Below are 20,408 nucleotides of genomic sequence, written 5' to 3' on the forward strand. Positions count from 1 at the left end.
CGGGGGTGGCGGGCCGGGGTGCGGGCGTAGAGTGGCCGCGGCATGGAGCTCGACCTCGAACCGTGGAAGGTCATCCTGGCGGTCGCCTTCGCCTACCTGGTGATCCGGGGCGGGTTGGCCGTCCTCCGCACGATGGCCCGCCCGGCGCCCGCGCCCCCGCCGCCCGGCGAGCTCCGCAAGGTCAAGATCATGTACCGGTGCAGCGTGTGCGGCGCCGAGGCGCGCATGACGGCGGCCCCCGACGAGGAGCCCCCTCCCCCACGCCACTGCCTCGAGGACATGGACCTCGTGGCGCCCATCGACTGAGCGCGCCGATCGACTGAGCGCGCTGACGCCGCCACGCTGCGCACCCGCGCCGTCCACATGCTGTGGACAACTTTGGGGAGGGTCACAGGCGTGTAACTCATGTCACACCTGCCGGTCACCGGACGTTCACCGTCCGGCACCGCGAGCGCCTGCCTAGTGCAGCTGGGTGGCGGTGACGATCCCGCCGAGGATGAGGCCGAGCCCGCCGATCAGGTACCAGTTGTCGGTGCCCCCGGGCAGCACGCCCATGTAGTTGAGGACGATGACGAGGATCCCGAGCAGGAGGAGCCCGAACATCACCGGGACGACCCAGGGCGCCGTCACCTTCTCGATGTGGGGATCCGGGGGCGTGTAGCGGGAGCTGGCGCCGGCGTGGCCTTCGACCGCTTCGCCCTCGGTGCGTCGACGCGCCGGGTTGCCCGAGCCGGTGCCCTTCGGGGTCACCCGACCGCTGGTCGGCTTCTTCTTCTTGGGCGGCGGCGTCTTCTTCGGTGGCGTCGACGACATCTCGGAGAGGATAGGCGACCGCCCCCACTACCCTGCCGACCGTGAGCGCCAGGGTCCTCGTCATCGACAACTACGACAGCTTCGTCTACAACATCGTCCAGTACCTGGGCGAGCTCGGGGCCGAGCCGATCGTGCACCGAGACGACGCCCTCACCCTCGACCAGATCGAGGAGATCGACCCCGATGCCGTGCTCATCAGCCCCGGTCCCGGTCGGCCCGAGGACGCCGGACTGAGCAACGAGGTCATCACCACCTTCGCCGGGCGGGTCCCGATCCTCGGCGTGTGCCTCGGTCACCAGTGCATCGGACAGGTCTACGGCGGCGAGGTCGTCCGGGCCCCGCAGGTGATGCACGGCAAGACGTCGCTCGTGCGCCACGAGGGCGCCGGCGTGTTCGCCGGGCTCCCCCAGCCGCTCGAGGCCACCCGCTACCACTCGCTCATCGTCGACCGCGACTCGGTGCCCGACGTGCTCGAGATCACCGCCGAGACCGACGACGGCATCGTCATGGGCCTGCGCCACCGCCAGCTCGACGTCGAGGGCGTGCAGTTCCACCCCGAGTCGATCCTCACGTCGGCGGGCCACGACCTCCTGGCGAACTTCCTCGGCCGGGCCCGCGTCCGCGCCTAGCCAGCTAGTCCCCGCCGCCTCCACCACCGCCGCCACCGCCGCCGCCCTCGGTGGTGGTGGTCGTCGCGCCCGGGCCCTGCGACACCACGATGCCGACGTTGGACCCGACCGGCACCACGGTGCCGGGGGCGACGCTCTGGCTGATGACCGAGCCCGACGGCACGGTCGGGCTGTTGGCGAACGTGACCTGCGGGTTGAGCCCGCGGCTGGTCAGCTGGGCTTCGGCGGTGGCCTGGGTCTGGTTGACGACGCTCGGGACCTCGACCTCCTGCACCGGCGGGGGCCCGTCGGACACGATGATCGTGACGACGTCGCCCCGTGGGGTCTCGGTGCCGACGCCCGGCTCGGTGCGGATGACGGCGCCCTCGGGCACCGACTCGCTGTTCTCGCTCCGCTCGGCGACCTCGAAGCCGGTCTCGCCGAGGATCCGGCGGGCCTCGGCGGCAGGCTGGCCCTCGACGTCGGGCACGGGGATGCGCTCCGGGCCCATCGAGACGACGAGGCGGAACTCGTCACCGGCGCGCACGTTCGTGCCGGCCGGCGGGGTCTGCTCAAGCACCTCGCCCTCGGGCGCCTCGTCGTCGTTGCGCCGCTCGATGCCGTTCTCGGCGAGGACCAGCCCCTTCGACTCGAGCAGCTGGACGGCCTGCGCCTCGCGGGAGCCGACCACGTCGTCCATCGGGAAGGCCTCGGCACCGTCGCTGACGGTGATCGTCACCGTCGAGCCCTCCTCGGCGCGCTCGCCGGACTCGGGGTCCTGGGCGAAGACGATCCCCTGGTCGACCTCGACGTTGGCGACCCGCTCGACCTCGACCTCGAAGCCCTCGGCCTCGAGCAGGTCGATGGCGTCCTGCTGGGGGAGCTCGAGCACGCTCGGCACCTCGACCAGGTCGCCGCTGCCGCCGTCGTCGCCGCCGATGCCGAGGGCGTCGGCGAAGATCAGCAGGAGCGCGACGAGCACGGCGACGAGCACGACGAGGCCGGCGATGAACCACCCGGTGCGGCTCGCGGGCTCCTCGTAGTAGTCGTCCTCGTCGTCGTAGGCGGTCGTCGTGGCGGTGCGGGTGACCGGGACGGCGGTGGTGGCGGCCGGCTGCGCGGTGGTGGCCGCAGCTGCGGCCCCGGCACCGGCGACGGCGCCGCCCGCCGCGAGCACCGGCTGTCCCTCCCGGAAGCGCCGCAGGTCGGCGCGCAGGTCCTCGGCGGAGGGGTAGCGGTTGGCCGGGTCCTTCTCGAGCAGGCGCATGGTGATCGCCTCGATCGAGTCCGGCACCCGCGGGTTGACCTGGCTCGGCGGCGTGGCCAGCTCCTGGACGTGCTTGTAGGCGATGCCGACCGCGCTGTCGCCGCTGAACGGCGGCCGGCTCGCGAGCATCTCGTACAGCACGACGCCGAGGGAGTAGAGGTCGGACCGGGGATCGACGGCCCGGCCCTGGGCCTGCTCGGGCGAGAAGTAGGTGGCGGTGCCCATCACCGAGCCGGTCTGGGTGAGGTTGGCGTCGGTGTTGCCGCCGCCGAAGGCCCGGGCGATGCCGAAGTCGGTGACCTTCACCTGGCCCGACGGGGCGATGAGGATGTTGCCGGGCTTGATGTCGCGGTGCACCACGCCGTTGCGGTGGGCGAAGCTCAGCGCGGCCGCGACGTCGGTGGTGATGTCGGCGGCACGGTCGGGGTGGAGCATCCCCTCGGTGCGGAGGATCTCGGCGAGGCTGCGGCCCTCCACGTACTCCATCACGATGAAGTAGGTGCCGCCCTCCTCGCCCCAGTCGTAGACGCTGACGATGTTCGGGTGGTTGAGGTTGGCCGCCGACTGGGCCTCGCGGCGGAAGCGCTCGACGAAGGCCGGGTCGCTCGCGAACTGCGGGAAGAGCACCTTGACCGCCACCGGGCGGTCGAGCAGCTGGTCCCGGGCGAGGAAGACGTCGGCCATGCCGCCCCGTGCGATCTGGCGGTGGAGCTCGTAGCGGCCGTTGTAGACCGTCGGTTCCTGATCGGACATGCGGGAGCGGTTCCTTCGTCTGCGGGTCGTACGGGGTGGGGTACGAGGGTCAAGTATGGGTCAGCGTCGGCGTCCGGCAGTCGACGCCTGGGGCGCGGCGCCGGCGTCGTCCCCGGTCCCGTCGGCCGGTACCTCGCCGTCGGGAGCGTTCGGGTCCACGGCCTCGGGGACCGGGGCGGGCTGGAGGGCCCGTTCGAGCACGGCGCGTGCGATCGGGGCGGCCACCCGGCCACCGCCGGTCTCGGTGGCGCCGGGCTGGGCGAGGACGACGACGGCCACGGCGACCTGGGGCGTCTCCCCCGGCGGGCCGGCGAAGGCCACCATCCAGGCGTGGGACTGGGGCGGGTCGTTCGTGACGCGGGCCGTGCCGGTCTTGCCGCCGACGACGTAGCCGGGGATCCGGGCACCGGTGCCGGTGCCGCTCTCGACGACGCCGATCATCGCCTCGCGCATCGTCGCCGCCGTGGCCGGGCTCATGCCGGAGAGCCACACCTCGGGTTCGATCGTGCGCACGAGCGCACCGTCGGCGTCGCGGATCTCACGGACGACGTGGGGCTCGGGCAGCCGGCCGTTGTTGGCGATGCCGGCGGTGATGAGCGCCATGTGCAGCGGGGAGGCCCGCACGTCGAAGCCGCCGATGGAGGAGAGCGCGAGCGAGGGGGTGTCCTCGAAGATCGTGCCCGGCTGGTCGGGGTCGACGGTGTCCGAGCCGGGCGTCTCGAGCGCGTCGCCGAAGCTCTCGGGGAACACCGACACCGCGGGCACGGGCAGGTCGATGGGCGGCGCCGAGTTGAAGCCGACGGACTCGGCGCCCTCGAGGAGCACCTGCGGGCCGAGCGTCAGCGACCCCATCTCGGCGAACGCGCTGTTGCAGGAGACCCGCAGGATCTCGAACAGGGTGCCGCCGCACACGTCGCCGTTGTTGGAGATCGGGCGGGTGGTGAGCGGGGGCGTCCACGACGCCACCGCGTCGTAGGAGGGGCTGTCGGTCGTGACGAGCCCGCTCTCGAGGCCGGCCACCGAGGTGACGATCTTGAACGTCGAGCCCGGGAAGTAGCGCTGCTGGTAGGCCCGCCCGAGCATCGGGTCCCGCTCGTCGAGCAGGTAGAGGTCGCGGGCCGCCGCAGCCTCCTCGAGGTCGGGTGCGCTGACGAGGTTCGGGTCGTAGGACGGGTACGACCAGAGAGCGAGCACCTCGCCGGTCTCGACGTCGAGGGCCACGACCGAGCCCTCGCGCTCGCCGAGCGCGTCGCGGGCGACCTGCTGGACGTCGCTGCGGATCGACAGGACGACGCTGCCCGAGCGATCGCGCTCCACGAACAGGTCGGACAGGTTGCGCAGCTCGAGGTCGCTCGTCTCCCCGGCCAGCTCCTCGTCGTAGGAGTCCTCCACGCCGGTGGCCCCGAAGTGGAAGGAGTAGAAGCCCGACACCTGGGCGAACAGCTCCCCCTCGGGGTACTCGCGCTGGCGCAGCAGGTCGGTGTCGACCTCCACGGATCGGGCGACGACGACGCCGTCGGCGGTGGAGATCGTCCCCCGGGGGCGGCTGTAGTTGGCGACGATCTCGCGGTTGTTGTCGGGGTTGTCCCGCAGCCGCTCGGCGCCGAACACCTGCACGTTGTTGAGCTGGGCGAACAGCACGACGTAGCAGAGCATCAGGCCGAGCGCGAGGCGGCGGATCTGGCGGTTCACCGGACACCCACCGCCTCTCCCTCCATCTGGCGCAGCTGGCGCGTCGTGACGTCGTCGGAGATGCGCAGGAGGAGCGCGAGCACGACCCAGTTGGCGAGCAGCGACGATCCGCCGTAGGCGACGAACGGGAGGGCGATGCCCGTGAGGGGCAGCACCCTGATGACGCCGCCGATGATGATGAACGCCTGGATGGCGATGAGCGTCGAGAGGCCGGTGGCGAGCAGCTTCTCGAAGGGCTGCTCGGCGGCGACCGCGGTGCGCAGGCCGGCGCCGACGAACAGCAGGAAGGCGATGAGGACGGCGGTCGCGCCGACGAGTCCGAGCTCCTCGCCGATGGCGGCGAAGATCATGTCGGTGGTGACGACGGGGATGACGCCGGGGTTGCCGAGGCCGATGCCGGTGCCGGTGAGCCCCCCGTGGGCCATGGCGTAGGCGGCCTGCACGACCTGGTACGCCGAGTCCCGGGTGACGTCGGGGTCCCCCCACGGGTCGAGCCACGCCTCGATGCGCCGACCGACGTGGCCGAACTGCGTCACCGCCGCGGCCGCGCCGCCGGCGAAGAGCAGCCCGCCGAGGACCAGGTACGAGAGGCGCTCGGTGGCCACCCACACGAGGACGAGGAACACCGTGAAGAGGAGGAGGCTCGACCCGAGCTCGTTCTGGAACACCATGATCCCGAGGGCACCGGTCCACGCGAGCAGCAGCGGCCCGAGGTGCTTGGGGTCGGGGAGCATGAGCGGACCCACGCGGAACGTGCTCACGGCGAGGAGCTCGCGGCGCTCGACGAGGTAGCCGGCGAAGAAGATCGTCAGGGCGAGCTTGGCGAACTCGCCGGGCTGGAAGCTGATCGGGCCGATCCGCGCCCAGATGGTGGCGCCCTGGTTCGAGTAGCCGATGCCGGGCACGAACGGCACGAGGAGCAGCCCAATGCCGATGAGGAGGAACGTGTAGCGGTAGCGCTCGAGGTCCCGGGGCCGACGGACGACGAACAGGGTGACGACGAACGCGACCACACCGAGCGCCATCCAGGTGGTCTGCGGCGCCGCGAGCTCCGGGTCGAGGCGGGCGACGAACACGTAGCCGATGCCGTTGAGCAGACCGGCCATCGGCAGGAGGAGCCCGTCGGCGTTCGGCGCCAGGCGACGCACCGCGATGTGGGCCCCGACGAGGAGCGCGAGGACGAGGCCGAGGAACGCCATGATGTCGGCGGGCAGCGAGGCCGTGGCGCCGAGGCCGGCCAGGCCGTACGCCGAGGCGACGATGATCGTCGCGAGGACGATGAGCCCGAGCTCGACGCGACGGCGGAGCGAACGCACCTGGGTCATGGCGCGGCGGGCGACGACCCGGCGTCGACGGTGGTGGACGTCGTCGAGGTGGTGGACGTCGAGGTCGTGGACGTGGTGGTGGTGGTCGGCCGGGCGGCGGCCTGCTGCTCGGCGACGTTGGCGAGGTACGCCTCGGCCTCGTCGAAGGACGCGAACTGCGGTTCGCTGCTGATGCGCTCCTGCAGCACGGGGGTGAGCTCGGTCAGCTGGACCCCGGTGGACTCCACGAGCGACGGCTGGAACCAAAGGAACCCGCCCGGGCGGCCCTCGAACACCGCCACCTCACCGGTGTCCTCGTCGGCGGCGACGAAGTAGCCGCCCTGGCCGTACCAGGCCACGGCGAGCCCGGCGACGACGAACACCCCGACGAAGAGCAGGAGGAAGCCGGCCGTGCGCAGGGTGAACCGCGGGGCGGTCCGCTCGGCACGACGCTCCCGCCGTGGGAGCAGCGACCTGCTGCGCGGCGCGTCCTCGCCCGGCGCGACGACGGCCGCCTCGTCGACGATGGCGGTGAACCCGGCCATGTCGGCGACCTCCCGGCGGGAGCGCACGACGCGGTCGCCGAAGCCCGCGGCCAGCTCGCCGTCGTCGTCGACGACGTCGGCGACCACGACGGTGACGTTGTCGCGCCCGCCCGCCTGGTTCGCCATGCTGACCAGCTCGTGCGCCGCCTCCTGCGGGTCGGCGAGCCGGCGCAGCGTGGCCGCGATCCGGTTGGCGTCGACCTCGTTGAAGAGCCCGTCACTGCAGAGGAGGAAGCGGTCGCCGACCTCGGGGGTCAGCTCCCACGCGTCGATGTCGACGAACTCGGCGATGCCGAGGACGCGCGTGACGACGTTGCGGTGCGGGTGGACCGCCGCCTCCTCGCTGGTGATGCGGCCCTCGCGGACGAGCCCCTCGACGAGGGAGTGGTCCTCGGTCAGCTGCTCGAGCGATCCGCCGACGAGCCGGTAGGCGCGGGAGTCGCCGACGTTGGTGAGGGCGAGGCGGGGACCCGGCTCGGCGGCGCCGGCCACCGCCGCGTCGTTCGGGTGGGGCGCGTCGGGGTCGGACGCGTCGGGGTCGGCCGGGTCGACGTCGCTCGGGTCGACGTCGTCGTCGGGCACGACGAGTGCGAGGGCGCACAGCGTCGTGCCCATGCCCCGCAGCTCCGGGGCCTCGGCCCGCTCCCACACCGCGGCGTTGGCTCGCACGACGGCGTCGGCGAGCGTGGGCACGTCGGGGTCGGCGATGGCGACTCGTAGCGCCTCGATCGCGACCTCGCTCGCCACCTCGCCGCCGGCGTGTCCACCCATGCCGTCGGCCACCGCGACGACCCGCTCGCTCACGAGCGCGCAGTCCTCGTTGAGCGTCCGCCGCTTGCCGACGTCGGAGACCGCACCGACCGCGAAGCGGATCATGCGAGCTCCAGGACGACCGACCCCACCTGGAGCCGATCGCCCGACGACATCACCATCGGCCCGGCCACCTTCGCCCGGTTCAGGTACGTGCCGTTGGTCGAGCCGAGGTCCTCGACGAACAGCTTCCCCTCGCGGCGGAACACCCGGGCGTGGAGCTGGGAGACGTAGGTGTCGTCCAGCGTCACCTGGCACCCGGCGGCCCGGCCGACGGTCAGCTCGTCGGCCAGCGGGAACGACCGGCCACGCTCGGCCTCGGGCTCGATCACGCGCAGCACGCTGGGCGCCGCGCCGCGGCGCCCCTTGGCCCGACCGCTCGGGGCCGCCGGCGCCGCCGCCTGGCGGGGTCGGGCGGAACGGGCCGCGCGCTGCTTCGGCCCGCTCACCTCGACCCACACGGCCTGGAGGACGCGGAGGAAGAAGAGGTACAGGAGGGCCAGGAGGCAGTACTTGAGGATGTCCAGCAGGGGCTCCGACACTGACCGGCGAGCCTACCGGCCGACCTGCGCGGCATCGGGCCGCGCGTCGGGTGTCACGACGCGGTGAACGTCATCCGCGTGTTGCCGAACGTGAGGTCGTCGCCGTCCCGCAGCTCCTGCTGGGTGACCTTCACCCCGTTGACGCGGGTGCCGTTGGTGGAGCCGAGGTCGACCACGACGTAGCCGTCGCCCTGGGGTCGGACCTCGGCGTGGTTGCGGCTCACGTTGGGGTCGGCGAGCACGACCGTGGAGTCGGGCATCCGGCCGATGGTGACGACGTACTCGCCGAGCACGACCCGCTCGCCGGTGGGCAGCAGCAGCGACCCGGCGCCGCCCCCGCCCGGACCCTCGCGCAGGCGGCCCTCGACCCGCGACATGCCGGTGCGGAGCCGCTCGTCGACGACCATCTCCACCGAGACCGGGCCCATGAACGAGTAGCCCTCGTCCCGGGCGTGCTCGCGCGCGGCGTCGCACAGCTCACGGACGAGCGTGTCCTCGATGTCGGCGAACTGCTCGTGGTCCTCGGCCGAGAGGTGCACCGTGAACGAGTTGGGCACGACCTTGCGGCCACGGACGTCGACGGAGCGGTGGTCGTCCATGACGCGCACGACCTTGCGGCCGAGCTCGACGGGGCGCAGGCCCGACTTGAAGGCCCGGGCGAACACGCCTTCGACCATGCGCTCGAGCCGACGTTCGAACCCCTGCAACCCCATGGGCCGTCACCCTACCGGCCGCCCGTGGCTGCGCTCCGACTGGCCGGGTCCCTCGGGCGCCGCGCTACGCTTCCGCTCTTGCTGCTCGCGGGAGTGGCGGAATAGGCAGACGCGCAGGATTCAGGTTCCTGTGTCCGAAAGGACGTGAGGGTTCAAGTCCCTCCTCCCGCACTCTCCCCACGTGGTGAGACCGCTAGAGCGGCTCCCACAGGGGGTGGTGGATCGCCGGGCCCTCGCCGTCGCAGCTGAGGTTGCTCGGCTGCCCGACCTCGTCGACCTCGGCTCGACCCGCGTCGTCGGTGGCGAGCGTGCCGACCAGGACCTGGTCGTCATCGGTCACCTCGACGTCGTAGACACCGAGGCCGGTGGGCGCGGGCCCGCCGAGGCGCCGCCCCTCCATGTCGAACTGGGCACCCCAGTAGGACTCGAAGCGACCCGTCGTCGGGCAGTAGCTCACCGCCCACACGTGGGTCTGCACCGACTCGTCGGCCACGTCGCGCGCTCGCAGCACCCGGACGTCGCCGTCGATGTCGTGCACGACCCACACGGCGGTGCCGTCGTCGAGCGTGGCCCCGACGACGTCGCCGAGCAGCGGCAGCGCCAGCGCGGTGCGGCCGTCGGTCTCCTCGCCGAGGTCGACGAACAGGTAGGTCGCGCCCATCACCAGGGCGAGGACCACCGCTCCGGCGATGACGAAGGCGAGCAGGCGGACGATCGTGCGACGGCGCGGCGGCCGCTCGGCCTCCTCGTCCTCGGCGTCGATCACGTGCACGCCCATGCCGCACCCTAACCCCGGGCGGTCGCTCAGCTGCCGGCGGGCTCCCACGTGAGGACGTGGCGCACGCCGACCTCGCCCCGGGTGGCGAAGGTCGCCGCCTCCACCTCCAGCTCGACCGCGCCGACCTGACCGAGCGCGAACACCGTCGTGGCGTAGGTGGGCTCGCCACCGGCGCCGGCCGCCCCGACGAGCCGCTCGGCCTCGGTCCGCCACTGCTCGACCGCGCCGAGGTCGCCGTCGAACCGGTCGACCAGGTCGACGAGGTGGGCGTGCGCCGCCTCCACGGACGGGTACGTCGTCACCAGCTCGAGCGTCGTGGGGTCGCCGTCGGCGCCGGCACGGATCGAGTTGAAGGTGATGAGGCTGGCCGCGACCTCGAGGCGCACGTCGTCGTCGAGGACGACGGTGACGTCGACGAGGGGCCGGCCCCCGTCGTGCTGGATCCCGAGCGTGCTGCGTCCCTCGGCCATGCCGACCTCGTCGCGGGTGGGCGGCGTGCGCAGGTCGTAGACCACCTCGCCGGCGTCGAGCACCTCCTGTGCGGTGACCGTCCGATCGGCGCGGCCACCGGTGCTCACGCATCCCCCCAGGGCGAGGACTGCCGCGACCAGGACCGTGGCGACGGCCGATCGGCTCGGGGGCACGCCGGGGCGCTCATCGGTCGAGCTCGACACGGACGTCCCAGTCGGTGGCGAGGTGGTGGGCGATGTCGTCGATCTGGTGCACGAGCCGCTGGTCCTCGATCCTCTCCCCGACGGGCGTCGCGATGATCGCACGGGCCCGCGCCGGATCCTCCTCGAGGAGCCGCTGGTAGGCAGGCAGCGTGTCGCGCTCGATGAGCGCCCAGCGGTCGTCGAAGTTGGCGATGTTCCCGTCGGGCAGCGGCGTGGTGATCACGGTCTGGGCGTGGGGCACCTCAACGCCGATGCGCGGCCCCGGCAGGTCGATGCCCGGGCCGCCGGGGATGCCGATCCGCGGGTCGATGCCCACGAAGTCCGGCGTGGACGCCACCTCCACCTCGAGCGGGAAAACGTCGGGGTAGCCCTTCGCGCCGGGGATCGACGGCGCACCGACCAGGGTCATCCCGTAGGTCACCGCGGGACCGGACGGGAAGCGGGAGTACATGTCGTCGTAGGCCTGGCGGATGGTCTGGCTCTGCTCCCGGAGCAGCAGCGCTGTGTTGCCGGCGGCGATCCGGTCCGGGTCCCCCGAGGCGATGTCCTCCCACGCCTGCACCGCTTGGCGGTCGAGGATGCCCGCCGCTCGCAGCTCACGGATGGCCGACAGACCGCCGTCGAGGTACGCCTCGTGCATGACCGAGGCGTCGACGAAGATGTCCTTCTGCATCTGGAGGAAGGTCGTCTCGTAGAAGGCGAGCTCCTCGTCGGTGAGGTCGCCGAGCGCCTCGAGCGGCGTGCCCTCGCCCCACGGGCCGAACCCGGGGAGGTGGAGCGGCGGCAGTCCGGGCGGCCCGCCGATGTGGTCGGACAGGGTGCCCATCAGCTCGAGGTCGAAGAACCCGGCGGCGAACGACGGGCCGATCATGTTGGCCATGCCCGCCCACTGGAACTCGGGGTTCTGGAGGAAGAGGTCGCCGTAGTAGGCGTACACCGCCTCGATGTTGGCGCGGTTGGCCAGCGCGCCGTCCTCGGGGTTCCACGACGCGGGGTCGATCCCGGCGCGCAGCAGGCCCCGCGCCAGCCAGAAGTCGCGGAGGAGCGACTCGTACGTGCGGGGGTCGACGCCGGCGTTCTGCCGCAGATCGAACGCGTGGGCACGCAGGGCGATCATCGCGAGCGAGCCCCAGACGAACACGTCGGCCCGCTCGACGGCGGTGGCGGTCAACGACGCCAGCTCCTTCGCACCCGACGACAGCGCCAGGACCCGAGCGGTGAGGCCCGAGACGTCGGGCAGGCGCACGAGCGTCCGCACGTCGAGGGGCAGCTCCGGGCCCGGGACCTCGGTCGGGACGCCGTTCATCGGGGTGAAGCTGGTCGTCGAGGACGTGGCGGTGACGCCGTCGAGGCTGACCCGCAGACCGACCGAGCTGACGGCGGCGTCGAGGCCGTCGCAGGACGCCACGAAGCCACGCAGAGCAGGCGGGTCGGCGGCCAGGGTGGCCGACGTCGTCGGCACCGGCAGTCGAGGCGGCGCGCCGGTCGGCGACGCCGCCCCTGCCCCGGGGTGGTGGGCGCAGGTCGACGCGGCGAGGGCCACCGTGTCGGCCAGCTCGGCGACGGCGTCGAGCACCCGCTGGCACTGCTCGACGAACAGGGCGGTGAAGGGCCCTTCGAGGTCGGCGGCCGCGCTCGTGACCGCGGCCATCCGCAGCTCGACCTGGCTCCGCAGCGACCGGGCGAGGGCGGACAGCTCCTCGCCGCGGGTGCGCAGCCCGACGATCCGGTAGGTCGTCCGCCCCTCCACCACCTCGACGACGTCGGTCACGTCGCAGCCACCTCGTCCTCTCCTGCCGCACGCCGGGCCACGCCGGCTCTCGGGCGACGGTACAGCGGGGCTCGCGCCGCCGTCCCGGGCGCGACGGGGGGAGGACCACCCCCACCGTCGGGTCCCGTGCGCCGTCGATACCCTCGGCCCATGGACCACCGCTTCCTCGGCCGCACCGGGCTCCGCGTGAGCCCCCTCTGCCTCGGCACCATGAACTTCGGGGGGTCGGCCGACGAGGCCACGGGCCATCGGATCATGGACGCCGCGCTCGACAACGGGGTGAACTTCGTCGACACCGCCGACGTCTACGCCGGCAACGAGACCGAGCGGATCATCGGCCGCTGGTTCGCCACCGGCGACCGGCGCCGGGAGCGGACCGTCCTCGCCACCAAGGTCTACGGCGGCCGCAGCGACTGGCCGAACGATACGAAGCTGTCCGCCAAGCACATCCGCCAGGCCTGCGAGGACAGCCTCCGGCGCCTCCAGACCGACCACATCGACCTCTACCAGATGCACCACGTCGACCGGGACACGCCGTGGGACGAGATCTGGCAGGCGATGGACCTCCTCGTCCAGCAGGGCAAGGTGCTCTACGTCGGCAGCTCGAACTTCGCCGGGTGGCACGTCGTGCAGGCGATCGAGGCGGCGCGTGGGCGTCACTCCGTCGGCCTCGTGTCCGAGCAGAGCCTCTACAACCTGAACGCCCGCACCGTGGAGCTCGAGGTCCTGCCGGCGTGCGAGGCCTACGGCGTGGCGGTGCTGCCGTGGAGCCCGCTCGGTGGCGGGCTGCTCGCCGGCGTCCTCGGCGACGCAGGCGAGGGCCGCCGCAGCAGCGAACGCACCCAGCAGGCCGTCGAGCGCCACCGCGACCGGCTCGAGGCGTGGGAGGCCCTGTGCGCCGAGCTCGGCCACGAGCCGTCGCAGGTGGCGCTGGCGTGGCTGCTCCACCAGCCGGCGGTGACCGCGCCGATCATCGGCCCCCGCACCCTGGAGCAGGTCGACGGGGGGCTCGCCGCGCTCGACATCACCCTCGACCAGGCGACCCTCGACCGGCTGGACGAGATCTTCCCCGGCCCCGGCGGCGCGGCCCCCGAGGCCTACGCCTGGTAGGCCCGCGGACCGCGGCCGTGGTCACCGCGTTCTAGGGACCGACGTCCGAACGGGTGGCGACGGCGAACGACCGGGACGGCGTCATCGCATCCAGCGGATCGACGGCTGAGGCGACCGCGACCCCGCTCATCTCCGCGCGGAACAGGAATGTGAAGGCCTCAGCCCGTGTGATGTTCCGATCCGGTTCGAACCGGTTCGTGCCGCCCACACCGGTGGTGATCCCCTCGTGCCTGGCCCAGTCGACCGCCCGGGCGTAGAAGCCTCCCGGGACGACATCGGTGAAACCGGCGGCAGGCGCGGACGGTGAGCCCGCGCTGCGCCACAACAGGGTCAGCAGCTCTGCGCGCGTGATCGTGCGGTCGGGCTCGAACACGTTCAGCCCACCGACGCCGGTGGTGAGCCCGGTCGACGCAGCCCAGTCGACCGCCGCTGTGTAGAACGCAGCACGCGGCACGTCGATGAACGACGACGGTCGAGACCCGGGTCGTCCGGCGTGCCGCCACAGAGCCGTGATCGCCTCGGCACGGGTGATCGCCCGGTCCGGCTGGAACTCGTCGCTCCCACCGACGCCTGTAGTCAGTCCGAGGTCTGCGGCCCACACCACGGCAGATGCGTAGTACGCGTACGGCGCGACGTCGCTGAAGGGCATGACGAGGATCACCCGGTACTGCATGCCCGAGTTGTGGTCCGAGCTGGCGACGTGGACGAGACCCGCTCCGTCGACCGCGACGGCGGGGTCGCCTGCACCCAGCTCGGTCTCGAACGGGTCGAGCCACCCCTTCCCGCGAGGGCGCACGGACATCATCGTGTGGTTCCCCCCGTGTTCCACCGCGGCCAATCGGACCACCAGCGCGGCCGTGCCGTCTGGTCCGACCGCGAGCGCAAGCTCCCGAGATGACCCGCGCCCGAAGGGCATGCGCACTGCCTCGGCCACTGGGGACCAGGTACCGCCGACACGGCGAGTCCATAGGACCCGAAGGGTTCCTGCCGCGGCCGAACCCTGAGGCGGCCGTACGGCGACGACGCCGAGCGTGAGAGCTCCGTCGGGCTCGACTTCGAGCACGGGACGATTCAGCCCTTCGGCGTCGACGACGACCTGCGGGCTCGACCACACGCCGTCCGCGTACGTCACTGCGCTCAGTGTGGACGACTCCAGCTCGCCCCGATCGCTGTAGACGGCGACGACCTCTCCGCTGGAGGTGGACGCCATGGCGAGGTGCCCCATCCCGCCGTCGGAGAGGCGCCGCGGCGCCTCCCAGCCGTGCCCGCGATCCACGGACGCGTGTAGGACCCACTGCGAGTCCGACAGCACGGTGCCCGCAACGACGACCGAGCCGTCGGCCGCCACCTCGACATCGACCGTGTGGTAGCTGAGGTCACCCGTGTCGAGGCGCTCCGGTTCCGACCAGCTCGTCCCATCGAAGCGCGTCACCATCACCTGCGAGTCGTGCTGGCCGGTCGCGCGCACCACGACGATCGAACCGTCGGGCCCCATCGCCACATCACCGAGCTCCCCGCTGATCGATTGGGTCGGGAGCGAGGACCAGGCGTTGCCACGGAGGCGGGCGCCGCCGGCGATCGGAGAGGAGTTGTACGCGCGCGAGTACGCCGTCCACAGGACATAGGTGTCGCCCTCGTGTGCACCGACGACCAGCTCCACCTTGCTGTACCCGTCGCCGGGCAGCAGGACGGTTGGCGGTCCCCACTGCCCGTTGCGCGACTGGAGGCTGACCTCCACCCGGCCGAGGTGGCTGGGGCCGAACGCCATCACCCGACCGTCGGCGGTGAGTGCCAGCTCCGAGAACCTGCCGGGGCGTTCGACAGGCGTCCACCACACCGTGTCCGCCCCAACGCCCGGTGCGGCCGCCACGCTCGCCACCAGCAGCGCGACGACACCGACCGCCACCACTCGCCATCGCCGCGTGCCCATCCCAGGACGCTAGAGCCTGGACGCGCCCGGCGCGACCGCTCGCCGCCACCAGCGCAGTCATCGTCGTCGTTTCCCACCGGCGCCCTGGGGGAACATGGACCCGAGCCACCGGAGGAGAGGCACACCATGGGTCTGGGTCGACTGTTCGCGCGCATCGTCATCGGGGGGCTGTTCGCCGCCCACGGCCTCCAGAAGCTCGCGGGGTGGTTCGGCGGTCCCGGCCGGGAGGGGACCGAGCAGATGGCCGAGCACCTCGACCTGCGGCCAGCGCGGGCCAACGCCCTGCTGGTCGGCGGGGTGGAGACGGCGGGCGGCGCCCTGGTCGTGGCCGGCGCCGCCACGCCCGTCGCCGCCGCCGGTCTGATCGGCACGATGGTCACGGCCATCCGCAAGGTGCACCTGGCCAACGGGCCGTGGGCGACGAAGGGCGGCTACGAGTTCAACCTCACGCTCATCGCCGCCCTGGTGGCGCTCGCCGAGACCGGCCCCGGTCCGCTGTCGGTCGACCGGGTGCTCGGCACCGAGCGCCGCGGACCGGCCTGGGCCCTCGGGGCGCTGGCGGTCGGCGCCGCGGCGTCGAGCGCCGTGGTCGCCGTGGGGTCCCGCTGGCCCGAGGACGCCCCGCCCGCCGCGCCGGCGGCGAGCGCCTCGGCCGACGACACGTCGTCCGGTGCCGCCTCGACCGACGCCGGACCAGGACGGCCCGCCGACGGCGCCGAGCCGACCCGCCAGGAGCTCTACGAGGAGGCCCGGCGGCTCGGCATCCCCGGCCGTTCGAAGATGGACAAGGACGCGCTCGCACGCGCCATCGCCGAGCACAGCTGAGAGCTCCAGGGGTCGACCCCGCCTTACTGACGACCGGCCCGATTTCGTCGAACCCGAGCGGCGCCGGTACGTTGCGCGGCCATGAGAGAAGCCGTCATCGTCTCGACCGCCCGCACCCCGATCGGCAAGGCCAACCGGGGCGCCTTCAACAACACGCAGGCCCAGGCCCTCGCCGGCCACGCCGTGCGCCACGCCGTCGAGCGTGCCGGCGTCGATCCCGCCGAGGTCGACGACGTCGTCATCGGTGCCGCCCTCCAGCAGGGCTCGCAGGGCATGAACATCGGCCGCCAGGCCGCCCTGAAGGCCGGTCTCCCGGTCACCGTCGCCGGCCAGAGCGTCGACCGCCAGTGCTCGTCGGGCCTCATGGCCGTCGCCATCGCCGCCAAGCAGATCATCGCCGACGGCCAGACCGTCGCCGTCGGTGGCGGCGTCGAGTCGATCTCGCTCGTCCAGAACAAGCACATGAACCTGTTCCGGGCCAACGACCCCGGCCTGATGGAGGAGACGCCCGGCCTCTACATCGGCATGATCGAGACCGCCGAGGTCGTCGCCGAGCGCTACGGCGTCAGCCGCGAGGCGCAGGACGAGTACGCCCTCCAGTCCCAGCAGCGCACGGCGAAGGCGCAGGAGGAGGGCCGCTTCGACAACGAGATCGTGCCCCTCGAGTCGGTGAAGGTCCTCGTCGATCGCGAGACGGGCGAGACCTCCGAGGAGACGGTCACCCTCACCAAGGACGAGGGCAACCGCCCGTCGACCACGATCGAGGACCTCCAGAAGCTGCAGCCGGTCTTCCCGGGCGGCTCCTTCGTGGAGAAGGGCCAGTACGTCACCGCGGGCAACGCCTCGCAGCTCTCCGACGGCGCGGCCGCCGTCGTCCTCATGGAGGCCAAGGAGGCCGAGAAGCGTGGCCTCCAGCCGCTCGGCGCCTACCGGGGCATCGCCGTCGCCGGCGTCGCGCCGGAGGAGATGGGCATCGGCCCGGTCTACGCGGTGCCGAAGCTGCTCGAGCAGGCCGGGCTCACCGTCGACGACATCGGCATCTGGGAGCTCAACGAGGCGTTCGCCAGCCAGGTGCTGTACTGCCGCGACACGCTCGGCATCCCGAACGAGCTGCTGAACGTCAACGGCGGCGCCATCTCGATCGGCCACCCGTACGGCATGACCGGCGCCCGCTGCACCGCCCACGTCCTCCACGAGGGCAAGGCCCGCGGCGCAAAGTGGGGCGTCGTCACCATGTGCGTCGGCGGCGGCATGGGCGCCGCCGGCCTGTTCGAGATCTTCTAGCCCTCGAGCCGCACCACCGCTCACCGCGAACATTCGCGAGTTCGAGGCGCCCTGCGCCCCGAACTCGCGAATGTTCCGCGTTCTGGCGGGTGCCGCGTCAGTTCCTCCCGACGTCGACGTGCTCGTCGGACACGTCGTAGGGGGCGTAGCGGGCGATCTCGGCCCGGCCGACGACCATGTGGTGCACCTCGTCGGGGCCGTCGGCCAGCCGCAGCGTGCGCTGCGAGTGGTACATGTCGGGCAGCGGCGTCCACTGCGACACGCCGGTGGCGCCGTGCATCTGGATCGCCTGGTCGATGATCTGGCAGACGCGCTCGGGCACCATCGCCTTCACCGCCGACACCCACACGCGGGCCTCGGCGTTGCCCATCAGGTCCATGGCCTTGGCGGCGCGCAGCACCATCATCCGCATGGCCTCGATCTCGATGCGGGCCCGGGAGATGATCTCGGTGTTGCCGCCGAGGGCGACGAGCGGCTTGCCGAACGCCTCGCGGCTGAGACCGCGCTCGACCATCATCTGCAGCGCCTTCTCGGCCGCACCGATGGAGCGCATGCAGTGGTGGATGCGGCCCGGGCCGAGGCGCAGCTGGGAGATCTCGAACCCGCGGCCCTCGCCGAGCAGCACGTTCTCCTTCGGCACCCGCACGTCCTTGAGGCGGATGTGCATGTGGCCGTGCGGCGCGTCGTCGTTGCCGAACACCTTCATCGGCCCGACGATCTCGAGGCCCGGGGTGTCCATCGGGACGAGGATCTGGGACTGCTGCTGGTGGGGCGCGGCGTCCGGGTTGGTCTTGACCATGCAGATCATGACCTTGCAGCGGGGGTCCCCCGCCCCGGAGATGTAGTACTTCTCGCCGTTGATGACCCACTCGTCGCCGTCGAGCACGGCCTGGGTGGAGATGTTGCGGGCGTCGGAGCTGGCCATGTGCGGCTCGGTCATGCCGAAGCACGAGCGGATCTCGCCGTTGAGGAGGGGCTCGAGCCACTGCTTCTTCTGCTCGGGGGTGCCGACCCGCTCGAGCACCTCCATGTTGCCGGTGTCGGGGGCCGAGCAGTTGAGCGACTCTGAGGCCAGGCGGTTCTTGCCGAGCTCGACCGCGATGTACGCGTAGTCGAGGTTGGAGAGGCCCTCACCGGTCTCGGCGTCGGGGAGGAAGAAGTTCCACAGGCCCTGCTCCTTGGCCTTGGCCTTCACGCCGTCGAGCAGCTCGAGCTGGCCGGGCGCCCAGCTCCAGCGGTCCTCCCGGTTCTCGCCGAGGCGGAAGAACTCCTCCGACATCGGCTCGACCTCCTGGGCGATGAACTTCTTCACCGCCTCGAAGAGCGGGCGGGCCTTCTCCGACATCCGCAGGTCGTAGAGCTGGCCGTCGAAGTCGTCGGTGTTCAGCGGGTTCGCTGGCATGTGGGGTCCCCTCCCGGATCAGTTGGACCGACTGTCGTACGGTCCGCTGCCCCTCGCAAGTCGGCGTCGCCCGGCACGCCGCCGCCCGGTTCCGTATCCTCATCTCGACCAGACGACCCGGCGGACCGAGGTGAGGGGGACCAGGGCCGTGGGCATCTTCTGCCGAGCGACGCTGAACTACGCGACCGGCTCCGGGCCGACGCCGATCGAGGTGGACATCGCCGACGGGCGCTCCGCCGGGCTGCCCGGGTGGGAGGAGTGCGGCTTCGAGCTCGTCGAGCACCGCTCCTCGGTGACCGACTGGCGCGACGACGAGCAGGTCGCCGCGGTGCACCACGCGGAGTTCGAGGAGCTGGCGCGGTCGATGACCGGCGCCGACGTCGCCCTCGTGCACAGCCACATCCGGCGCAGCCCCGACACCGTGCGCCAGCACGGGGACCTCTCGCCGATCACGTTCGTGCACTCGGACTTCGCGTCCGGCCAGGAGATCGTGCGGAACGCGTACCTGCTCGAGCGACCGGGCAGCGAGGTCGCGCTGGAGCGCAACGGCGTCACCCGCGACGACGTGCGCGACGCGGCCCGGGTCGTCACGCTCCAGCTCTGGCGGAACGTCGGCCCCGCGAAGATGGACCACCCGCTCGCGTTCTGCGACGCCCGCACGGTGTCGGTCGACGAGGGCTTCCCGATCCACGTGGAGGACTACGGCGGCACGGGCGCCACCTTCGACGCCCTCGCCATCCGGGCGCCGGGGGCCGAGCGGCAGCACGCCTGGTACGCGTACCCGGAGATGCAGCCGCACGAGGCGGTGGCGTTCCGGACCTACGACACCGCCCTCGTCGATCGCGGCCAGGTGTGGTTCACGCCCCACTCCGCGTTCCACGACCCGGAGGTGCCGATCGGCCACCCGGCGCGGGAGAGCATCGAGCTGCGGGCGACCTGCCTGTACCTCTGAGCCCGGCGATCAACCCCGGGGCGGGGTGCACGTCCACCCCCGGCGGCGCAGCTCGTCGGCGAGCAGCTCGTCGGGGAAGGCCAGCGTGACGTCCGACGGCGGCGGTTCGGCCGACTCCGCAGCGGTGACCGACGCGGTGGGGTCGGCGGCCGGCGGCTCGGGGCCCTCGTCGAGCTCGTCGGTGAGCCGCCCGATCAGCTCGTCGGCCTCGCCACGTGTGAACTTGCCGTTGGACTGCCGCTGGGTGAGCCCGTACGGGTGCCGAGCCTCGCGGAACCCGTCGAAGCCGGCCCGTGCGAGCAGCTCGGCGAGCTCGGTGATCTGCGCCGCCGACGCCGGCGGCCCTGCTGCCTGTCCGAATGCCATGCCCCGAGTATGGGGCCCGGGTGTGACGCCGACGCGACGTCAGTGGTCGTGGTCGTGCTCCGGGCCGTCCGGGTCGCCGCCCTCCTCCTCGACGAGCCGCCGGTGCTGCTCGCGGACCTCCGACTCGGTCGGCGGGTCGTCAACGGCCGCGTCCTCGACCGGGACGGCGCCTTCTTCGCTGTAGTCGCTCATCGCCGCGGCCTACCCCCGCGCCGCGCCCGGCCGAACCCGTGCCGGCCCCGCCCGGCGTCCGTAGCATCGGGCCATGG

The 20,408-nt window shown here is 72.4% G+C and carries 20 protein-coding genes and 1 tRNA gene; 7 read left to right on the forward strand and 14 right to left on the reverse strand.

All coding sequences use genetic code 11. The annotated features are described in order from the left end of the window. Nucleotides 1-42: 42 nt before the first annotated feature. Complete coding sequence (locus tag GH723_RS16885) at nucleotides 43-306, forward strand: hypothetical protein (RefSeq protein WP_153760740.1); 264 nt, start codon at nucleotides 43-45, stop codon at nucleotides 304-306. A gap of 153 nt (nucleotides 307-459) precedes the next feature. On the opposite strand, the gene GH723_RS16890 is transcribed toward GH723_RS16885, so the two are convergent. After that, nucleotides 460-813 (reverse strand): cell division protein CrgA, encoded by a 354-nt coding sequence (locus GH723_RS16890; RefSeq protein WP_153760741.1) that lies wholly within the window; start codon nucleotides 811-813, stop codon nucleotides 460-462. A gap of 41 nt (nucleotides 814-854) precedes the next feature. Here GH723_RS16890 and GH723_RS16895 point away from each other — a divergent pair, with 41 nt between their 5' ends. Beyond that, complete coding sequence (locus GH723_RS16895; protein WP_153760742.1) at nucleotides 855-1,442, forward strand: anthranilate synthase component II; 588 nt, start codon at nucleotides 855-857, stop codon at nucleotides 1,440-1,442. A gap of 4 nt (nucleotides 1,443-1,446) precedes the next feature. Here GH723_RS16895 and pknB read toward each other — a convergent pair whose 3' ends face one another. From pknB to GH723_RS16925, 6 genes are read right to left on the reverse strand one after another with little or no spacing between them, the layout of a single operon-like run. Then, nucleotides 1,447-3,441 carry a Stk1 family PASTA domain-containing Ser/Thr kinase gene (gene pknB, locus GH723_RS16900; RefSeq protein WP_153760743.1) on the reverse strand — a complete coding sequence of 665 codons (1,995 nt, stop codon included), beginning with the start codon at nucleotides 3,439-3,441 and terminating at the stop codon, nucleotides 1,447-1,449. 60 nt (nucleotides 3,442-3,501) lie between these two features. Further along, nucleotides 3,502-5,133 (reverse strand): peptidoglycan D,D-transpeptidase FtsI family protein, encoded by a 1,632-nt coding sequence (locus GH723_RS16905; protein ID WP_153760744.1) that lies wholly within the window; start codon nucleotides 5,131-5,133, stop codon nucleotides 3,502-3,504. Beyond that, entirely contained in the window at nucleotides 5,130-6,458 is a 1,329-nt protein-coding gene (locus GH723_RS16910) for an FtsW/RodA/SpoVE family cell cycle protein (protein WP_153760745.1), read from the reverse strand. Before GH723_RS16910 ends, GH723_RS16905 begins: the two co-directional genes overlap by 4 nt. Beyond that, complete coding sequence (locus GH723_RS16915) at nucleotides 6,455-7,858, reverse strand: PP2C family protein-serine/threonine phosphatase (protein WP_153760746.1); 1,404 nt, start codon at nucleotides 7,856-7,858, stop codon at nucleotides 6,455-6,457. Before GH723_RS16915 ends, GH723_RS16910 begins: the two co-directional genes overlap by 4 nt. After that, nucleotides 7,855-8,334 (reverse strand): FHA domain-containing protein, encoded by a 480-nt coding sequence (locus GH723_RS16920; protein ID WP_153760747.1) that lies wholly within the window; start codon nucleotides 8,332-8,334, stop codon nucleotides 7,855-7,857. The genes GH723_RS16915 and GH723_RS16920 overlap by 4 nt, the downstream gene beginning before the upstream one ends. A gap of 53 nt (nucleotides 8,335-8,387) precedes the next feature. Beyond that, complete coding sequence (locus tag GH723_RS16925; RefSeq protein ID WP_153760748.1) at nucleotides 8,388-9,047, reverse strand: FhaA domain-containing protein; 660 nt, start codon at nucleotides 9,045-9,047, stop codon at nucleotides 8,388-8,390. A gap of 87 nt (nucleotides 9,048-9,134) precedes the next feature. On the opposite strand from GH723_RS16925, the gene GH723_RS16930 reads away from it, so the two are divergent. Further along, a tRNA-Leu gene (locus tag GH723_RS16930) sits at nucleotides 9,135-9,218 on the forward strand. Nucleotides 9,219-9,240: 22 nt separating this feature from the next. Here the strand turns inward: GH723_RS16930 and GH723_RS16935 are convergent. From GH723_RS16935 to GH723_RS16945, 3 genes are all read right to left on the reverse strand, one after another. Continuing rightward, the gene (locus tag GH723_RS16935) at nucleotides 9,241-9,825 is read right to left on the reverse strand and encodes a QcrA and Rieske domain-containing protein (RefSeq protein WP_153760749.1); all 585 of its coding nucleotides are present in this window, start codon (nucleotides 9,823-9,825) and stop codon (nucleotides 9,241-9,243) included. A gap of 26 nt (nucleotides 9,826-9,851) precedes the next feature. Further along, nucleotides 9,852-10,403, reverse strand: a complete 552-nt coding sequence (locus GH723_RS16940) for a hypothetical protein (RefSeq protein ID WP_153760750.1) — start codon at nucleotides 10,401-10,403, stop codon at nucleotides 9,852-9,854. A gap of 76 nt (nucleotides 10,404-10,479) precedes the next feature. Then, on the reverse strand, nucleotides 10,480-12,270 hold the full coding sequence (locus GH723_RS16945; protein ID WP_153760751.1) for a hypothetical protein: 1,791 nt from the start codon (nucleotides 12,268-12,270) through the stop codon (nucleotides 10,480-10,482). A 150-nt stretch (nucleotides 12,271-12,420) separates the two neighbouring features. On the opposite strand from GH723_RS16945, the gene GH723_RS16950 reads away from it, so the two are divergent. Then, complete coding sequence (locus tag GH723_RS16950; RefSeq protein ID WP_153760752.1) at nucleotides 12,421-13,380, forward strand: aldo/keto reductase; 960 nt, start codon at nucleotides 12,421-12,423, stop codon at nucleotides 13,378-13,380. A 31-nt stretch (nucleotides 13,381-13,411) separates the two neighbouring features. On the opposite strand, the gene GH723_RS16955 is transcribed toward GH723_RS16950, so the two are convergent. Beyond that, complete coding sequence (locus GH723_RS16955; protein WP_153760753.1) at nucleotides 13,412-15,310, reverse strand: S-layer homology domain-containing protein; 1,899 nt, start codon at nucleotides 15,308-15,310, stop codon at nucleotides 13,412-13,414. Between the two features lie 126 nt (nucleotides 15,311-15,436). Here GH723_RS16955 and GH723_RS16960 point away from each other — a divergent pair, with 126 nt between their 5' ends. Both GH723_RS16960 and GH723_RS16965 read left to right on the forward strand, forming a co-directional pair. Beyond that, nucleotides 15,437-16,135 carry a DoxX family protein gene (locus tag GH723_RS16960; RefSeq protein ID WP_153760754.1) on the forward strand — a complete coding sequence of 233 codons (699 nt, stop codon included), beginning with the start codon at nucleotides 15,437-15,439 and terminating at the stop codon, nucleotides 16,133-16,135. An 81-nt stretch (nucleotides 16,136-16,216) separates the two neighbouring features. Continuing rightward, nucleotides 16,217-17,419 (forward strand): acetyl-CoA C-acyltransferase, encoded by a 1,203-nt coding sequence (locus tag GH723_RS16965; RefSeq protein ID WP_153760755.1) that lies wholly within the window; start codon nucleotides 16,217-16,219, stop codon nucleotides 17,417-17,419. 97 nt (nucleotides 17,420-17,516) lie between these two features. Here the strand turns inward: GH723_RS16965 and GH723_RS16970 are convergent, their stop codons facing one another. Continuing rightward, nucleotides 17,517-18,821, reverse strand: coding sequence for an acyl-CoA dehydrogenase family protein (locus tag GH723_RS16970; RefSeq protein ID WP_153760756.1), 1,305 nt, complete (start codon nucleotides 18,819-18,821; stop codon nucleotides 17,517-17,519). A gap of 148 nt (nucleotides 18,822-18,969) precedes the next feature. Here GH723_RS16970 and GH723_RS16975 point away from each other — a divergent pair, with 148 nt between their 5' ends. Next, entirely contained in the window at nucleotides 18,970-19,773 is an 804-nt protein-coding gene (locus GH723_RS16975) for a CmcJ/NvfI family oxidoreductase (protein WP_153760757.1), read from the forward strand. Between the two features lie 9 nt (nucleotides 19,774-19,782). Here the strand turns inward: GH723_RS16975 and GH723_RS16980 are convergent, their stop codons facing one another. Both GH723_RS16980 and GH723_RS16985 read right to left on the reverse strand, forming a co-directional pair. Then, nucleotides 19,783-20,139, reverse strand: coding sequence for a hypothetical protein (locus tag GH723_RS16980; RefSeq protein ID WP_153760758.1), 357 nt, complete (start codon nucleotides 20,137-20,139; stop codon nucleotides 19,783-19,785). A 39-nt stretch (nucleotides 20,140-20,178) separates the two neighbouring features. Next, nucleotides 20,179-20,331: a hypothetical protein gene (locus GH723_RS16985; RefSeq protein ID WP_153760759.1), complete on the reverse strand. Its 153-nt coding sequence runs from the start codon at nucleotides 20,329-20,331 to the stop codon at nucleotides 20,179-20,181. Nucleotides 20,332-20,408 lie beyond the last annotated feature (77 nt).

Origin of the sequence: Actinomarinicola tropica (genome assembly GCF_009650215.1) — a bacterium.
Taxonomy (GTDB): Bacteria; Actinomycetota; Acidimicrobiia; order Acidimicrobiales; family SKKL01; genus Actinomarinicola; species Actinomarinicola tropica.

What these genes read in the sequence shown, in the direction of transcription:
- GH723_RS16965 (WP_153760755.1), top strand. Translation starts at nt 16,217, where the DNA reads ATGAGAGAAGCCGTCATCGTCTCGACCGCCCGCACCCCGATCGGCAAG.
- GH723_RS16910 (WP_153760745.1), bottom strand. Translation starts at nt 6,458, where the DNA reads ATGACCCAGGTGCGTTCGCTCCGCCGTCGCGTCGAGCTCGGGCTCATC.
- GH723_RS16950 (WP_153760752.1), top strand. Translation starts at nt 12,421, where the DNA reads ATGGACCACCGCTTCCTCGGCCGCACCGGGCTCCGCGTGAGCCCCCTC.
- GH723_RS16885 (WP_153760740.1), top strand. Translation starts at nt 43, where the DNA reads ATGGAGCTCGACCTCGAACCGTGGAAGGTCATCCTGGCGGTCGCCTTC.
- GH723_RS16960 (WP_153760754.1), top strand. Translation starts at nt 15,437, where the DNA reads ATGGGTCTGGGTCGACTGTTCGCGCGCATCGTCATCGGGGGGCTGTTC.
- GH723_RS16935 (WP_153760749.1), bottom strand. Translation starts at nt 9,825, where the DNA reads ATGGGCGTGCACGTGATCGACGCCGAGGACGAGGAGGCCGAGCGGCCG.
- GH723_RS16890 (WP_153760741.1), bottom strand. Translation starts at nt 813, where the DNA reads ATGTCGTCGACGCCACCGAAGAAGACGCCGCCGCCCAAGAAGAAGAAG.
- GH723_RS16955 (WP_153760753.1), bottom strand. Translation starts at nt 15,310, where the DNA reads ATGGGCACGCGGCGATGGCGAGTGGTGGCGGTCGGTGTCGTCGCGCTG.
- pknB (WP_153760743.1), bottom strand. Translation starts at nt 3,441, where the DNA reads ATGTCCGATCAGGAACCGACGGTCTACAACGGCCGCTACGAGCTCCAC.
- GH723_RS16925 (WP_153760748.1), bottom strand. Translation starts at nt 9,047, where the DNA reads ATGGGGTTGCAGGGGTTCGAACGTCGGCTCGAGCGCATGGTCGAAGGC.
- GH723_RS16915 (WP_153760746.1), bottom strand. Translation starts at nt 7,858, where the DNA reads ATGATCCGCTTCGCGGTCGGTGCGGTCTCCGACGTCGGCAAGCGGCGG.
- GH723_RS16980 (WP_153760758.1), bottom strand. Translation starts at nt 20,139, where the DNA reads ATGGCATTCGGACAGGCAGCAGGGCCGCCGGCGTCGGCGGCGCAGATC.
- GH723_RS16970 (WP_153760756.1), bottom strand. Translation starts at nt 18,821, where the DNA reads ATGCCAGCGAACCCGCTGAACACCGACGACTTCGACGGCCAGCTCTAC.
- GH723_RS16985 (WP_153760759.1), bottom strand. Translation starts at nt 20,331, where the DNA reads ATGAGCGACTACAGCGAAGAAGGCGCCGTCCCGGTCGAGGACGCGGCC.